We start from the raw sequence: 15,574 nt of genomic DNA, 5'->3' as shown, positions 1-15,574 counted from the left end.
TTTTTGACACTCTGGGCATCAACGATCAAAAAGGTGCTGTGTACGTTCCGACCATGTTTGGTACGGGCCGCGCCAACCTGATTTTTTTAATGCCTGCTCCAGCAGGCTTAACTCACTTCCCAACGGCTTCTCTTTCCATTGCTTAAAGTACGTGTACACCGTACTTTTGGGAGGAAAGTCGCTCGGTATCATGTCCCACTGGCAGCCGCTTTTCAACACGTATAATACCGCGCAAAACACATCATATAAATCCACTTTGCGCGGCTTGGTTTTCTTGCGTGCGCTCAGCAAAATATCTTCTATCTTCGAAAACTGTTCTCGACTGATATCACTTGGGTAGACTTTTCTCATCACCCAAGTTTACGCAATATTCTTTTTGTTTACAATAAGATCTCGAATAGCTTCTTAGATAGGTTTATTGCGATAATGCAACAGCGCGAATATTTGAATCTCTACTGTGATATCGTGAGCAAGAAATACTTATTTCAAAAAACTAAAAAATAAAGGTGTAATTAGATAGATTAAAGGTAATTGCAATAAATATATGGGTCAATATGTATTTATGTGAATTTTTGCAAATTTATCGACTCTTAGTGAAGCAAAAAGAATCTGCATGCCTCGCTATTGCTTGTAGCGCTCAATAATGTTTAGTGCTTGCAAATTAGCAACACCTCACCTGATTCCTCCCCACCCGAAAACCCTCAAATCACCCTCATCGCATGAAACATGTAGACGGGGCGCTGGGGGTTCAGTATTCTTTCAATATTCGAACAGACTTTGCTGTTGCCCTTGCGTGGGTGGCTGGTCTTTAGCGGTGTTTCGTATTGCCTTGGCCGTTTGCGGATGGGTGATGCGGTGTCTCCATCTGGCCGGGGTTGGTAGAGCAGGATATTGCTGCTTTTAGCGGGCGGGTGGATTGATTTTCATGTAACAAATTCAGGAGTTGGTCATGGCCACGGAAGAAACCAGCGTAGTGTACGGGACAGAGGATTTGTTGACGAGTTTGTGTAACTCGGTGATACGGGTGTTGAATGTCGCCACGAATAGCAAGGTGCATTATTCTGCCATGGTGCAGCGCATCACGAAGATAGGGTTGAAACCGGATATCGGTTGTTTTGTCTTGTTTGATGGTGGTTTCTCTGGTCTGGTCGTATTGAATTTTGATGGCGATACGGCGCTGGAGATTTATGAGAAATACATGCTCAACATGGGCATGCCCAAGTCTGAGCTGGCGTCTTCTTTTACCTCGGATGAAGTGGCGAATATCCTGGGTGAGTTGATGAACCAGATCGTCGGTGACTTCACCGGCAAGGTGCGTCGCGAATTGCAGACCAATATCACGCAGAACCAGCCGAAGATGCTGGTGTTGACCAAGCAGGTCATGCTGAGTGTGGATACGCCGCTGGACAGGCCAGAGTTGCGCCGCGTGTCTTTCTTCACTGAGAAAAACAATATCTTCTATCTGGAGCTGGCGATAGACAGGACAGAGTTCATCAAGCTGCATGACTTTGATGCGCATGAAGTAACTGACGCTGATGCACTGCTGGATTTTGAGCAGGCGTCTGAACAAAAATCTGCTGCCCCTGCAGCGGATGATGATGACGATGAAAACTCTGAATTGCTGAAGTCTCTGGGTATGTAGTTTAAGTATCTAATAGGTAGAGTTCAGTTTTGCCCGCCTGGTGTGGGTATACAAGCAAAAGGCCGCAGATGCGGCCTTTTGTTTTGCTTGCGGTGCTTATTTGCTAAGCCGGATCAGCCCAGCCTTTTAACTACCACGCAGCCTATGGAGTAACCTGCACCAAACGAGCAGATCACGCCTATATTGCCTGCCTGCAGGTCATCCTGATATTTGTGGAAAGCGATGATGGAACCTGCCGATGAGGTATTGGCATAGGTGTCCAGAATAGTTGGTGATTCTTCTGGTGAAGCATCGCGGCCCAAAATCATGCGGGCGATGAGCAGGTTCATATTCAGGTTGGCCTGGTGCAGCCAGTAGCGTTTGACATCGGGGATGGCGATGTCGGCAGCTTCCACGGTGGAGGTGATCATGGCGGCTGCCATGGGGCAGACATCCTTGAATACCTTGCGGCCTTGCTGGCGGAACAGTTTGTCTGGCTTGCCTATGCCGCTTTCATCAGCGCGGTTCAAAAAGCCAAAGTTGTTGCGGATATTGTTTGAGAACTGAGTCTTGAGCTTGAGGCCGACGATTTCAAACTGGTGTTTGGATGTGGCCAGGTCTGCACGTTCTACGATGATGGCGGTGCAGGCATCACCAAAAATAAAGTGGCTGTCACGGTCGCGCCAGTTCAGGTGGCCGCTGGTGATTTCAGGATTAACGACCAGTACAGCACGGGCCTGGCCACTCTGGATGGCAGTGACGGCTGCCTGTATGCCAAAGGTGGCAGATGAGCAGGCGACGTTGATGTCATAACCATAGCCGTCTATGCCGAGGGCATTCTGGATTTCTACTGCCATGGCAGGGTAGCCACGTTGCATATTGCTGGCGGCGCAAATGACGGCATCGATATCGGCCGCAGTGCGGCCTGCGCGTTCCAGTGCCTGGGTGGCGGCAGCGACGGCCATTTCACACATGATGGATGGTTCTTCATCGCTGCGCTCTGGCAGGTGCGGCACCATGCGGTTGATGTCGAGCACACCTTCCTTGTTCATGACAAAGCGGGATTTGATGCCTGAGGCTTTTTCTATGAAGGCGACACTGGATTCTTCCAGTGCGACTACTTCACCGCTGGCGATGGCGGCGGCATTTTGTGTATTGTGTTGCTGGACATAAGCATTGAAACTGGCGATCAGTTCTTCATTGGAAATGGACTGGGATGGCGTGTACAGGCCGGTGCCGCTGATGACTACTTTACTCATCTCTTGCTTTCTGGTTATGTCGTTCTGAAGTAAGCGCAAAAATGCGCGACGAAGTCGCTCGATTTTACACAATAAAGATGACAGTTAAACGAGAAACGCACAGAAATAGAGTGCTTGTTCCAGTTTGGTGCGTCTGGAACAAGCACTCTTTAGTGCGGCAATGAAAGGATCAGGCAGTCAATTGCTGTTTGTGGTGCAGCAAATGGTCTTCAATGAAGGTGTTGATGAAGTAGTAACCATGGTCATATTCAGGCTGATAGCGCAAGCTCAGTGCTTGGCCGGCAGCAGCGCAGGCCTGGGCAAATTTCTCAGGATGCAGTTGTTCAGCCAAAAATTTGTCGGCAAATCCCTGGTCTATCAAAATGCCTTTGGGGAAGGGAGCTTGGCTTTGCTTTTGCATGAGTGCGGTGGCGTCATACTCGGCCCAGGCAGTTTGGTCTGATCCCAGATAGCCGGTGAAGGCTTTTTGTCCCCAGGGGCACTGGCTGGGGGCGGCGACAGGGGCAAAGGCCGATACGCTGCTGAATAGCTCAGGATGGCGCAAGGCCAGTACCAGGGCACCATGACCACCCATGGAATGTCCCATGATGCCAACGCGCGACTTGTCCATGGGCAGGCTGGCCAGCAACATGGGCAGCAGTTCCGCGACGATGTAGCTGTGCATGCGGTAATGCTTGTTCCACGGCGCTTGCGTTGCATCCAGGTAAAAACCGGCAGCCACACCAAAATCCCAGTTATCGCTGTCGCCAGGGATGTTGGCATTGCGCGGGCTGGTATCTGGTGTGATGAGGATAATGCCTTCACGTGCAGCAATGGCTTGTGCGCCAGCCTTGATCATGAAGGTTTCTTCAGTGCAGGTCAGGCCAGCCAGATAAATAATGGCCGGGCACGTCTCGCCTGCCATGGCCTGTGGCGGCAGGTAGACTGAAAACCGCATGGGCAAGCCTATCTCGGCAGAGTCATGCTGATAAAAGCGTTGCACGCCGCCGTGGCAGGCGTGCTGGCTCAGCAGGGTCACTTCTTCTGCGTCATCTGCTGCATTGTTTGCAGCATCATCATTGGATACGCGCTGCGTCATCAGAACAACACCACAGAACGTATCGATTCACCGCTCTTCATGAGGTCAAAACCTTCATTGATGCGTTCCAGCGGCAGGCGGTGGGTGATGAGGTCATCGATATTGAGTTTGCCTTCCATATACCAGTCAACGATTTTTGGTACGTCAGTGCGGCCACGGGCGCCACCAAAGGCTGAGCCTTTCCATTCGCGGCCAGTGACGAGCTGGAAGGGGCGGGTAGAGATTTCTGCACCAGCCTCAGCCACGCCGATGATGATGGATTTGCCCCAACCCTTGTGGCAGCATTCCAGCGCCTGGCGCATGACCTTGGTATTGCCTATGCACTCGAAGGAATAATCAGCGCCACCATCGGTCAACTGGATGATGTGGTCAACGACGTTTTCTACTTCGTTCGGGTTGATGAAGTGGGTCATGCCAAACTGGCGCGCCATGCTTTCACGCGCAGGGTTCAGGTCTACACCGATGATCTTGTCTGCACCAACCATCCTGGCAGCCTGTATGACATTGAGGCCTATGCCGCCAAGACCGAATACCACAACGTTGGCACCAGCTTCAACCTTCGCCGTGAAAACCACGGCACCAACGCCGGTAGTAACGCCACAACCGATATAGCAAATCTTGTCGAAAGGCGCATCTTCACGCACCTTGGCGACGGCGATTTCCGGCACCACGATGTAGTTGGAGAATGTCGATGTACCCATGTAATGGAACAGCGGCTTGCCATCCAGCGAAAAGCGCGATGTTGCATCCGGCATCAGGCCGCGGCCTTGGGTGGAGCGTATCGCCTGGCACAGATTGGTTTTGCGTGACAGGCAGAATTTGCACTGGCGGCATTCTGGTGTGTACAGCGGGATCACATGATCGCCTTTGCGCACGCTGGTAACGCCTGGGCCGGTATCGACAATAACGCCTGCACCTTCATGGCCGAGGATGGCGGGGAACAGGCCTTCAGGGTCAGCGCCAGAGAGCGTGTAATAGTCGGTATGGCAAATACCGGTGGCCTTGACTTCGATCAGCACTTCACCAGCTTGCGGGCCTTGCAACTCAACTTCTTCTATCGTCAGTGGTGCTCCGGCTTTCCAGGCGATGGCGGCTTTGGTTTTCATGGCTGTCCTTTAAATGGTGGGTCTTGGTCTGACACTAAAATAAGTTTGCTGATTGTGCTTTAAAGCGCAGTCGCTCTGTCAAATTTTTATATGTATGGCCGATATGGCATTAAGAATGGCTTAAAAAGACGGATGCTGCTGTTTCAATTATGATGAGGGCTTTATTGAATTTTATTGCGCCAGGGCTAATCATGAAGTCGATTAAAGCAACAAAGCCGGGCATGCTCAAACGACCCGCATCAGCACGCACGGTAGATATCGTTATCTACCCCGGCTTCAAGGCACTGGAAGCGATAGGCCCTATGTCGGTATTTGAATATGCCAATATCCATTTGCAGCGTCAGGGCAAACCTGCTGCCTACGACGTAAAGATTGCGGCGGCGCACCTGGGACTGGTGCGCTCAGATACTCTGATGTGCCTGGAAGCCAGCAAGGTCATCAATACCCTGGCTTTGCCCGACGATGCCATCATTGTTGGTTCGCGGCATATACAACAGGCGCTGGAAGACAATCAGGCCATCATTGATTGGGTGGCTGAAGTGGCACCCAGAATCAAGCGTCTGGCAGCACTATGTTCCGGCGCTTTTTTCCTGGCCAGGACGGGTTTGCTGGATGGCAAACATGCGACTACGCACTGGAGTGTTGCCCAGCAATTGCAGGATGATTTTGCTGCCGTACAGGTAGACGCTGATGCGATTTTTATCCGCAGTGGCAATCTGTGGACTTCTGCAGGCGTGACTGCGGGTATTGATCTGGCGCTGGCCTTTGTGGAAGATGATTGCGGCCATGAACTGGCGCTGGAAGTTGCCAGCGACATGGTGGTGTACCTGAAACGTCCTGGCGGACAGTCGCAATTCAGTACGCATCTGATGAGCCAGAAAACGGCGCAAACCAATATCCGTGAATTGCAACAGTGGATATTATCCAACCTGCATCAGCGCCTGCCCGTGTCGCAACTGGCAAAAATGGCAGGCATGAGCCTGCGCAATTTCACCCGCTTGTTCCAGCATGAAGTAGGTGTCAGCACTACCGAATTTATTGAGACTGCACGCCTTGAATTTGCCCGGCAATTGCTGGCCGATGTGTCTGAACAAACCTTGCCCGTGAAGACGATAGCAGCACGCTGTGGTTTTGGTAGTGATGACCAGTTGCGCAAGGTATTTCAAAAGCGCCTGCAAATGTCACCAACGCAATATCGAGCTGCGCTGCTCTGATTTTAATACTCGTCACATCGCCATATAACGCCCTGGCCTGTGGTTCAGGCTGATCGCCAGGTTCAGCGCAAAGGCACCAATGACAGAAGCCAGCAAGGCCATGGGGGTTACCACGGCCAGCGAAGCGAGTACGATGATAAAGTCTACGCCCATTTGCAATTTGCCTGCCCGTATGCCGCGTTTTTCCTGCATATACAGGGCCAGGATATTGATACCACCCAGGCTGGCCTGATGGCGGAATAAAACGATGAAGCCTACCCCCATCATCAAGCCACCCGTCAGTGCAACATAGAAGGGTGTCAGGGCCGTCATTGTTGTCAGGTGCAAAAGCCTGGGATGCAGGCTGGAGAATACTGATACCAATGCCACGGCGCAAAAAGTCTTGAGCGTAAAACGCCAGCCCATACGCTTCCAGGCCAGCCAGTAAAACGGCAGGTTGATTACAAAGAACACCGCGCCAAATGACCAGCCAGTGATGTAATGCAGCAAGAAAGCCAGCCCGGCCGTGCCACCTGTCAGCAAGCCAGCCTGATTGAACAGGGCAACCCCAAGAGAAACCAGTAAAGTGCCAGTGAAGATGGCCAGCACGTCTTCCAGCAAGCTATGCGGAATAAAGCGTTTTGAGACAGTGGCGGTTTTCATGGCAGCACAGGAGAAAGAAAATATACAGGAATTGTACGCCGCAGTTTCTGCATTAAATCATGCTGGCAAGCGCATTCCTGTATTCATTGACTTGCATCAAACAGGCCAGTTCAGTTTTACAACATGAGTTTCATCTGCGCATAAAAAAAGCATGACTTGTTACGATCAAGTCATGCTTTTTTATATTTTGGAAGAAACTACATAAGCTATTGCAAGCTGTCGTAAGCTGCTTATGCTTTCAAAGCCTTTAATTGATCTTCTGCATCTGCGCGCAATTTTTTGCTGAGCGCAGGTTTGAAGTTGATTGCCTTCTCAAAATTGGAAATTGCCCGGGCTTTATCATTCACCGCTTGCAGACATTGTGCCAGGCGATAATGGACTGCTGCGCTCGCTTCCAGTGCCTGGGATTTTTCAAACCAGCTGATAGCTTCCTTGTGTTTGCCTTGCTCCTGCAGGGAGCGGCCCATGCCATAAGTGCCCTGGTATTTATCCGGATAGCGCTGCTGTATTTCGCCAAATACGCGCTCGGCATCGGTAAATTTCTTTTGCTGTACATAGCTTGCGCCTATGTTGAACAACACCCCACGTTGCATCCTGCTGAGGGATTCCGAGTTGCCGGGGATGGCACTGAGGGCAGCTGTTTCTGCATTGGTAAATTTATCGTCTGCCAGATCCATAGTCGCCTGCAATAAATTACCGGCAGCGCTATTTACTTTGGCAGTTTCTATGACCAGGTTTTGTGCCTTGCTTTTGCCACCACCAGCGATTGCCGGTGCCTGCAAATAATATTGCAGCAGTGAGCTGCGCGCGTTGTAATTTTTTGGGTCCAGTTCCACTGCCTTGATATAGGCGTCGCGTATTTTTCCTGCATACGACATGGCAGCCAGCATGCCGCCTGAGAGCGCCTTGGTACCGAGCACATTGCCCAGCATTTCATGGCATTCAGAAAGTTGTGGATGCGTACTGACGCATAGTTCGGCATATTTTGCCGCTTCGTCCAGTTTTTCGGTTTTACCTTCTACCAGTATCAATTCTGCTTTCACCAGCAAGGCGTCAGCATTATTGGCGTCCGTGCTTAATTTGGCATTCGCTGCTTTTTCTGCTTCTGCGTATTTTTTTGCTTTCATCAAGCCATCATATTCATGGGCACTGACGGCTTGTGCAGCGATTAAGGCGATAGCACTGGCAAGCAGCGCAGGTATGAGCTTCATGGATTACCCCGTAAAAAGGTTGATCCGATGTAAACGCTGCGCCAGGCATTTGGTTGACTGACGCAGCTACAATAACAGCAACGAGGGCGGTAGTTAAGGCCGCCTTAGTCTCACTCTTTCTTTTCCGTTTCTACTTCGTTTTCAATTTCTGTTTTGACATCCCTGGCTGGGAAGAAATAATCACGTGGGCTCTCCTTGAAGCGTGCCCACAGCAATACCGTCAGCAAACCACCCTGGCCAAAACTGACGCGGCGTGAACGCAAGGCCACCAGCATCGCCAGGCTGAAACTGACACCCAGGTTGACCATGCCTATGCACATAATGCCAAACAATGAATAGGCCGCCACCTGCCAGCTCATGACATTGTCAAGACCCACCAGGGCGAAGGCAAAGTTGGCACTGGCAAAAGTAATGTGGCGTATGTCTATCGGCAAACCAAAGAAGCTACCCAGTTGCCCTATTGTGCCCAGCATGATGCCAAAGAAGAAATTACCCGCCAGCGCGCCAAGGTTATTGCCTATGTAGGTGGTGACGCGTAGCAGGCGTGCTTCACCCAGCAGACGCTGCAACCAGCCCAACTGGCGCAGGCGTTCAGGGATGTTCGCATAGCTGGCCTTGTTATCGTAATAGCCTGAAATCAGGCCTGACAAAAACAGGCAGACACCAGCAATGGCCGCATGCGGCAAAGCCAGGCTGGCAAAGGGATCAATGTCATGCAGCAGATGCGCGGCTTTTTCTGGTGATACCAGGTGCTTGCCTGTGATGGCAACCCAGGCCCAGGCTATGCCATACGCAGTAGGAATGGCCAGGCCCACATTGCCGATGATGGCGATGAATTGTGAACGCAATACCTTGACGATGAGCTCTGCCAGTTCATCGAGTTTTTGCTTGCCGCCATCAATTGCACGTGCCAGCAAGGCAGCCGTCATGGCAGGCTGTTTGGTGGCGATGGTGAAATGCAGTACATGCACCAGCATGAAGCCGCCAGAATAATTCAGGCTGTATAACACTGCGTAACCAAATGGTGCCAGCGCCAGCGTGCCAAACAATATCTTGATCAGCGCCATGAAACCGACAATGAAACCAGCACCCAGGGCAGAGCGCAACATCTCCAGCCATTCTGAGCGGTTATTGGTCACATAATGCTCACCACTTTTACCAGCTCTTTCTGTCACTTGCAGTGACAGGAGTTCGGTATTGCTTTGCATGAGTTTGCGCAGGCTCTGGTTGTGGTTCTCAGCGATGGACAATTCCTTGAACAGCGTGATGCCTATGCTGGCCGCATGTTCGGTGCTGCGGCTGTCGAGTATGTCCAGCAACTGGCGCAGGCGCGCTATGCTTTGCATCAATTGCAGCAGCAATCGCGTCAGGCTGACAGAGACACCTTGCAGTGATGCGGTACGGCGTATGCGGTTGGTGATGTCTTCACACTGCGTCAGCAAGACTTCAATATGCTTGCTGTCTTCGCGTTCGCATGACTTGTCTGCCAGCCATTTGCTATAGCAAATCACATAGTCATTGATGGCATCGTTCTGGCGCAAGAAGGGCGATTCGAATTTCTCTATATCGGGATAATTGCGCACCAACTCGGCTTCCAGGCCGATATTGGTGACGCGGTAAGACAGCACCTGCACTGCACTCAGTATTTCACAGGTCAGTGCTGCATACGTCGTGCGTGGTGCCGGTGTGCGAAAACCTATGGCCTGCAACAAGTCCAGCCAGGCCTGGTCTGCCACGCCATTGATCCAGATATGATCAGTTTTTTTATGGAACAACTGGCCAAACACATCCTTGATATAGGCGTCGTTGACCAGCGGGGGTAAAAATTTATTGAAAAACCTTTGTCTGGCGGCTGACCAGAAACCAATATTCTGGGTAATGCCCAGATCGGTGAACAAATGCACCAGCTTGCGCGTGGTCAATACCTGTACCAGATAGCAGCGTAGCGCCTTGCGCCATGCGGGTTTATTTTGCAACACAAAGCACAGGGCGCGCAGGTTATCGGTGGCCCGTGTGATGTCTTGTGGGCGCTTGGGGCGAATTTCTGCAATCAGGTCACGCAGGTGCTGGATATCATTGAGTGCAGGATATTCGCCAAGGCGGATTTCAATTTCCGCTAAAACACTGTCTAAGCTCAAACCTTTCTCCTCAAAATGCCATGAACATAAGCTTTTAACGTAATTCACGGGTTTTGTCATGCGCAGGCAATCTTTCGCCATGGCGCGTAGAACTTAAACAGGTGTGGCAAATTGCTGAATTTTCAAGAGGCATAGGCGACAAGCCTTTGCATTTGCATGCAAAAAGAGGCAATTTAGTCTAAAGTGTCGAGGTGTTCATTACAAAGGTTGAGCGTTGGATAATTTATTGTTGGTGCTGGCTGCCCTGTTATTGGTCTTGTTGAATGGCTTTTTCGTGGCGGCAGAATTCGGTCTGGTGAAGTTGCGGCAGACCAGGGTGCGCAGTATTGCGAAAACTTCAGGTTTGCGAGGCCGCCTCCTATTCACGGTGCATCAACACCTGGATACCTATTTATCCGCCTGTCAGCTGGGTATCACCCTGGCATCGCTGGGCCTGGGCTGGATAGGTGAACCCGCCTTTGCCCGCTTGCTGCATCCTCTATTTTCCCTGGTTGGTATTGATTCGGCAGAGTTGATACACGGCATCTCTTTCTTTTTTGCCTTCTTTGTCATTTCTTTCCTGCACATTGTGGTTGGTGAGCTTGCACCTAAATCGATGGCGATACGCATGCCTGAGCGCGTCTCTTTGTGGACTGCGCCTGCCCTGTATGCGTTTTACTGGAGCATGTATCCCATCATCTGGACGTTGAACTTCAGTTCCAACAAGGTCTTGAAATGGATAGGCCTGAGTACAGAACATGGTGGCGACGCCCATTATTCGCCAGAAGAACTCAAGCTCATCCTGCGTGGCAGCCATGGCGGCAAGAAAGAAACCCGCGATGAATGGAGCATCATGGCCCAGGTGCTGGACTTTGGCGGCCTGGAAATTTCTGACCTGATGCGCCCCATCAATGAAGTCGTGGCCATGTACAAAAGTGCTACGCTGGAAGAAAACATGCAAACCGCGTCGCGCAACCGCTTCAGCCGTTATCCTTATTTCGATGACGATGATGAAACCGTGCTGGGCATGTTGCACTTGAAAGACTTGTTCCTGGCACAACAGGCGGGCAAGCCGCTGGAAGACCTGAGCAAGCATTTGCGCCAGGTTGAATTCGTGCCACCTACCATGCCTGCGCTGGAATTGTTCCGCCGTTTCCGCAAGGGGGCACCGCATTTCGCCATTGTGGGTGTACGCGGCAGCAAGCCAGTGGGCTTCTTGACGCTGGATAATTTGCTGAGCGCCCTGGTCGGTCAGATACGCGATGAATTCCGCCAGAATGAAAATGACTGGACTTCACTGGATGATGGTACGCTGATAGGCAAGGGCAGCCTGCCTTTGTTCACCCTGGGCAGTGCGCTGGGTTTTGACGTCGACAGTGATGAGGTTGAATCCATAGGTGGCCTGATCATGCATAAGCTGGGTGACTTGCCGGTTGAGGGCCAAAAAGTTGAATTTGACCGTTTTGATGCTGTCGTCAAGAAAATGAATGGTCCGCGCATCATCCTGGTCAGGATACATCCAAAATCCGAGGTATAAGCTACACTTAACAACACCCTGCAGCAACTGGCAGCACCTGCAGCATTTAGTGCTTGCATCAGGAGAAACTTGTTTTAGAATAGTCCCACCCCAGACCAGCACAGCCTTGTGCTGGCTTTTATTGCCCGGTTCTTGAAAGCACTGATGCAATGACATCCCAGAACAGTTTATCCATTTATGCGCGCAGCTTCTGGCTGACGCTGGTGGTGTTTGCTGTGTTTACCCTGGTGTTTGGCTGGTATGTATATTCTGAAAAAACCGTAGACCGCCTGAATGACCTGCGTTTTGAATCCCAGGCCCTGTCCATAGAATTACACGAAAGTTCTGAAGACCTGACGCGCATGGTGCGTGCCTATGTGGTGACGGGTGACCCTGTCTATAAAAAATATTACCAGCATATTCTTGATGTGCGTAATGGCAAGCTGGCACGGCCTGCGCTCAGCAAGAATTTGTTCTGGGACCTGGTACCCGCCAGCCAGACCCAGTTGCCGGAAGCTACCGGGCAGGCCAGCGGCGTCCCCCTGATGGATCTGATTCGTAAAACCGGTATCAGCAAGGAAGAATTCAACCTGCTGGAACAGGCCAAGGCAAATTCTGATGCGCTTACCGCCATCGAGTACCGCGCCATGGGCTTGATTGAAACCCCCGGCCCCGATCTGAAGGCGACCAGAGAAGAAGCCATCAAGCTCCTGTATGACGAGCAGTACCGTGCTGCCAAACTGGCCATCCTGCGCCCGATCGCCGAGGCGCGTGATCTGATGGAAAAACGCGGCATTGCCCTGGTAGAAGATGCTGCACAGTTTGCCGTGAAAGTGCGCATGCTGTTTATTTTTCTCGGTATTTGGCTGGTAGGCCTGCTCTGGCGCGCCTATCGTTCCCTGCACATCAGCCTGGGTGGCAATATACGTGAAGTATCCGCTACCCTGATCAATCTCGGTACTGGCAATTTCAATACGCCTGTCATGGTCAAACCCGGCAGGGAAGAAAGCATCATGGGCTGGCTGGCCGTCACTCAGGCCAAGCTGGCAGAAATAGATGCAGCACGCAATCTGGCGGCAAAGAAAAGCGAACGGCTGAGCAAGCTATACAATGCCCTGAACCAGTGTAATCAATCTATTCTTCGACTGGAAAACAAGGACGATTTATTGCCACGCATCTGTGAAGACGCTGTCACTATAGGTGGTTTGAAAATGGCCTGGATAGGTCTGGTAGCCGAGGGCACGCAAGTGCTCAGTCCAGTGGCTTTTTTTGGCGCTGGTGCTGGCTATCTTGAAGGTTTGCATATTACAGTCGACCCTGATGCAACCGTCAGTCTTGGCCCTAGTGCCCTGGCCTATCTGGAAAACAGGCCTTACTGGTGCCAGGATTTCCTGCATGATGACCTGACTGCGGCCTGGCATGAACGTGGTGCCAAACAGGGCTGGCGGGCTTCTGCAGCCCTGCCTTTGCTCAAGAATGGCAAGGTGGTGGGAACCTTCAATCTATATACAGATAATGAAAACGCCTTTGACGAAGCGGTGCAGGATTTGCTGATGGAATTTGCTACCGATGTCAGCCATGTCCTGAATCGTTTCGAACTGGAAGCTGCGCGCCAGCATACCTTGCAAATGGAAGAGTTGCGCAGCTATATGCTGGAGCGCATCACTGCCAATATTACGCAAAAAGAATTGTTCCAGGATGTCGTCCTGAAGGTTGAATCACTGTTACCTGATTGCCTGTGTTCCATCATGCTGCTTGACAAGGATGGCATGCATTTGCGCACAGGTGCTGCACCTAGTTTGCCGAATGCTTTTACTGATGCAATCGAGGGCGAGGTGATAGGGGCAGGCATAGGGTCTTGCGGTAACGCCTTGTCCACAGGTGAGCGTACTATTGCTACTGATTTGTCCACCCATGCTTACTGGAAAAATTACTGGCAACTGGCAGAAAAAATGAATTTGCGTTCATGCTGGTCCGAGCCCATACGCTCGACTGAACGCAAGGTCATCGGTGCCTTTGCCATTTATCATCACCAACCTTCTGTGCCTGATGCGTTTGCTTTGAGTCTGCTGGAAATGGCAGCCAACCTGATCGCCATAGGCATGGAGCGCAAGCAGTCTGAAGAGAGCTTGCACAAGCTTTCGCAAGCTGTGGAGCAAAGCTCGAATGCCATCGTGATTACCGACACGGCAGTGAATATAGAATACGCCAATGGTACTTACCTGAAAAATGCTGGCAAACAATTGTCTGAAGTGCTGGGGCATAAACCCAGCATCATGCGTTCAGGCAAAACCGCACCAGACGTGTATGCCGAGATGTGGGCACAACTGGAGCGTGGTGAAAGCTGGAAAGGCGAGCTCATCAACCGCTATGCTGATGGCATGGATCATACTGATCTGGCACATATCTCACCCATCAGGAATGCACAGGGCGTGGTGACAAATTTCCTGTCGATACAGGAAGATATCAGCGATAAAAAACGTACTGAAGAACGCATCCGCTATCTGGCACATTATGACTCATTGACGGGCTTGCCCAACCGCACCCTGCTTGATGAGCTGGCCCGCTATGCCCTGAGCCTGGCCGAGCGGAATCAGGATGCGCTGGCGGTGATTTTTTTTGATCTCGATCATTTCAAGGACATCAATGACACCCTGGGTCATAGCCTGGGCGATGTCATGCTGGTGGAACTTGCCAGACGCCTGGTCAGCACCATGCGCGAGAACGATACGATTTCGAGGCTAGGTGGCGATGAATTTATTTTGCTGCTGACTGGTGTCAATGAACACAAGGTAGAGCAAGTCGTACAAAAACTCATGCAGGTGGTGAATGCACCATTTCATCTGGGTGAATATGATTTGAACGTCACGGCTTCCATGGGTATTGCGATTTATCCCAATGATGGCAAAGACCTGGAAACCTTGTCACGTAATGCTGATGCCGCTATGTACCGGGCCAAGCGTGAGGGACGAAACTCTTACCGCTTCTTCACCCAGGAAATGCAGGAGCGTTCTACCCGCCATCTGGAACTGGTGAATGCCCTGCGCCAGGCGCTGGAGAAGCAGCAATTCCAGCTGCACTTCCAGCCACAGATATCCATGCAAACCGGTGCTGTGCTTGGTGCAGAAGCGCTGCTGCGCTGGTATCATCCTGTGCTTGGAAATGTTTCGCCCGCTGAGTTTATCCCCGTGGCTGAAGACAGCGGTTTGATCTTGCCCATAGGTGAGTGGGTATTGCGCACGGCGGTGGCACAGTGGAAGCAATGGCAGGAGAGCGGTTTGCCTGAGCTATTGATTGCCGTGAATTTGTCGGCAGTCCAGTTCCGCCATTATGATTTGCCTGCACTGGTGACACGTATCCTGCAAGAGGCTGAGATGCCAGCAGCATGCCTGGAACTGGAATTGACAGAAGGCGTGGCCATGCATGATCCGCAAGGAGCAATTGCCGTCATGAATAACCTGCATGAGCGCGGCATACGCATGTCCATTGACGATTTTGGCACTGGTTATTCTTCACTCAGTTACCTGAAGAAATTCAAGGTCTACAAACTGAAGATAGACCAGAGCTTTGTCCGCGATATCACCAGCGACCCGGAAGACCGCGCCATCGTCAGCGCCGTCATCAGCATGGCCAAGAGCCTGGGCCTGCTGACGATTGCCGAAGGTGTGGAAACCGCAGATCAGCTGGAATTTTTGCGGCAGCAACAATGTGATGAAGTGCAGGGCTATTATTATTCAAGGCCTTTACCGCCAGATCAGTTCCTGGAATTTTTCAGGACTAGCTTGCATTGACTTCTGGCTGATTCTATTT

The 15,574-nt window shown here is 51.4% G+C and carries 10 protein-coding genes and 1 pseudogene; 4 read left to right on the top strand and 7 right to left on the bottom strand.

Annotated elements, in window-relative coordinates; all coding sequences use genetic code 11:
• Nucleotides 1–351 (bottom strand): annotated as a pseudogene (locus tag DFR42_RS26495) (transposase); the annotation flags it as partial.
• A 598-nt stretch (nucleotides 352–949) separates the two neighbouring features.
• Between DFR42_RS26495 and DFR42_RS26490 the strand changes: the two are divergent.
• Nucleotides 950–1,642, top strand: a complete 693-nt coding sequence (locus DFR42_RS26490; RefSeq protein ID WP_110258079.1) for a DUF3334 family protein — start codon at nucleotides 950–952, stop codon at nucleotides 1,640–1,642.
• 113 nt (nucleotides 1,643–1,755) lie between these two features.
• Here DFR42_RS26490 and DFR42_RS26485 read toward each other — a convergent pair whose 3' ends face one another.
• The 3 genes from DFR42_RS26485 to DFR42_RS26475 form a co-directional block, all read right to left on the bottom strand.
• Nucleotides 1,756–2,880: a beta-ketoacyl-ACP synthase III gene (locus tag DFR42_RS26485; RefSeq protein ID WP_110258078.1), complete on the bottom strand. Its 1,125-nt coding sequence runs from the start codon at nucleotides 2,878–2,880 to the stop codon at nucleotides 1,756–1,758.
• A 169-nt stretch (nucleotides 2,881–3,049) separates the two neighbouring features.
• The gene (fghA, locus tag DFR42_RS26480; protein ID WP_110258077.1) at nucleotides 3,050–3,958 is read right to left on the bottom strand and encodes an S-formylglutathione hydrolase; all 909 of its coding nucleotides are present in this window, start codon (nucleotides 3,956–3,958) and stop codon (nucleotides 3,050–3,052) included.
• A complete protein-coding gene (locus DFR42_RS26475; protein ID WP_110258076.1) occupies nucleotides 3,958–5,064 on the bottom strand; it encodes an S-(hydroxymethyl)glutathione dehydrogenase/class III alcohol dehydrogenase in 1,107 nt (368 codons plus the stop codon). Before DFR42_RS26475 ends, fghA begins: the two co-directional genes overlap by 1 nt.
• A gap of 191 nt (nucleotides 5,065–5,255) precedes the next feature.
• On the opposite strand from DFR42_RS26475, the gene DFR42_RS26470 reads away from it, so the two are divergent.
• Nucleotides 5,256–6,278 (top strand): GlxA family transcriptional regulator, encoded by a 1,023-nt coding sequence (locus tag DFR42_RS26470; RefSeq protein ID WP_425450907.1) that lies wholly within the window; start codon nucleotides 5,256–5,258, stop codon nucleotides 6,276–6,278.
• A gap of 12 nt (nucleotides 6,279–6,290) precedes the next feature.
• Here the strand turns inward: DFR42_RS26470 and DFR42_RS26465 are convergent, their stop codons facing one another.
• From DFR42_RS26465 to DFR42_RS26455, 3 genes are all read right to left on the bottom strand, one after another.
• A complete protein-coding gene (locus tag DFR42_RS26465) occupies nucleotides 6,291–6,920 on the bottom strand; it encodes a YitT family protein (protein WP_110258075.1) in 630 nt (209 codons plus the stop codon).
• A gap of 230 nt (nucleotides 6,921–7,150) precedes the next feature.
• Nucleotides 7,151–8,131: a tetratricopeptide repeat protein gene (locus DFR42_RS26460; RefSeq protein WP_110258074.1), complete on the bottom strand. Its 981-nt coding sequence runs from the start codon at nucleotides 8,129–8,131 to the stop codon at nucleotides 7,151–7,153.
• Between the two features lie 110 nt (nucleotides 8,132–8,241).
• Nucleotides 8,242–10,269: a site-specific recombinase gene (locus DFR42_RS26455; RefSeq protein ID WP_245937100.1), complete on the bottom strand. Its 2,028-nt coding sequence runs from the start codon at nucleotides 10,267–10,269 to the stop codon at nucleotides 8,242–8,244.
• Between the two features lie 214 nt (nucleotides 10,270–10,483).
• On the opposite strand from DFR42_RS26455, the gene DFR42_RS26450 reads away from it, so the two are divergent.
• A complete protein-coding gene (locus tag DFR42_RS26450; RefSeq protein ID WP_110258073.1) occupies nucleotides 10,484–11,785 on the top strand; it encodes a hemolysin family protein in 1,302 nt (433 codons plus the stop codon).
• 149 nt (nucleotides 11,786–11,934) lie between these two features.
• Nucleotides 11,935–15,555 carry a sensor domain-containing phosphodiesterase gene (locus DFR42_RS26445; protein ID WP_110258072.1) on the top strand — a complete coding sequence of 1,207 codons (3,621 nt, stop codon included), beginning with the start codon at nucleotides 11,935–11,937 and terminating at the stop codon, nucleotides 15,553–15,555.
• The last annotated feature ends 19 nt before the right edge of the window (nucleotides 15,556–15,574 follow it).

Source organism: Undibacterium pigrum, from assembly GCF_003201815.1.
GTDB lineage: Bacteria > Pseudomonadota > Gammaproteobacteria > Burkholderiales > Burkholderiaceae_D > Undibacterium > Undibacterium pigrum.
Note: the sequence above shows the minus strand (reverse complement) of the source record. Positions and strands in the feature narration are given on the sequence as shown.

Excerpts from the sequence above, each read along its gene's own strand:
- DFR42_RS26490 (WP_110258079.1), top strand. The coding sequence starts at position 950 with ATGGCCACGGAAGAAACCAGCGTAGTGTACGGGACAGAGGATTTGTTG.
- DFR42_RS26485 (WP_110258078.1), bottom strand. The coding sequence starts at position 2,880 with ATGAGTAAAGTAGTCATCAGCGGCACCGGCCTGTACACGCCATCCCAG.
- fghA (WP_110258077.1), bottom strand. The coding sequence starts at position 3,958 with ATGACGCAGCGCGTATCCAATGATGATGCTGCAAACAATGCAGCAGAT.
- DFR42_RS26475 (WP_110258076.1), bottom strand. The coding sequence starts at position 5,064 with ATGAAAACCAAAGCCGCCATCGCCTGGAAAGCCGGAGCACCACTGACG.
- DFR42_RS26470 (WP_425450907.1), top strand. The coding sequence starts at position 5,256 with ATGAAGTCGATTAAAGCAACAAAGCCGGGCATGCTCAAACGACCCGCA.
- DFR42_RS26465 (WP_110258075.1), bottom strand. The coding sequence starts at position 6,920 with ATGAAAACCGCCACTGTCTCAAAACGCTTTATTCCGCATAGCTTGCTG.
- DFR42_RS26460 (WP_110258074.1), bottom strand. The coding sequence starts at position 8,131 with ATGAAGCTCATACCTGCGCTGCTTGCCAGTGCTATCGCCTTAATCGCT.
- DFR42_RS26445 (WP_110258072.1), top strand. The coding sequence starts at position 11,935 with ATGACATCCCAGAACAGTTTATCCATTTATGCGCGCAGCTTCTGGCTG.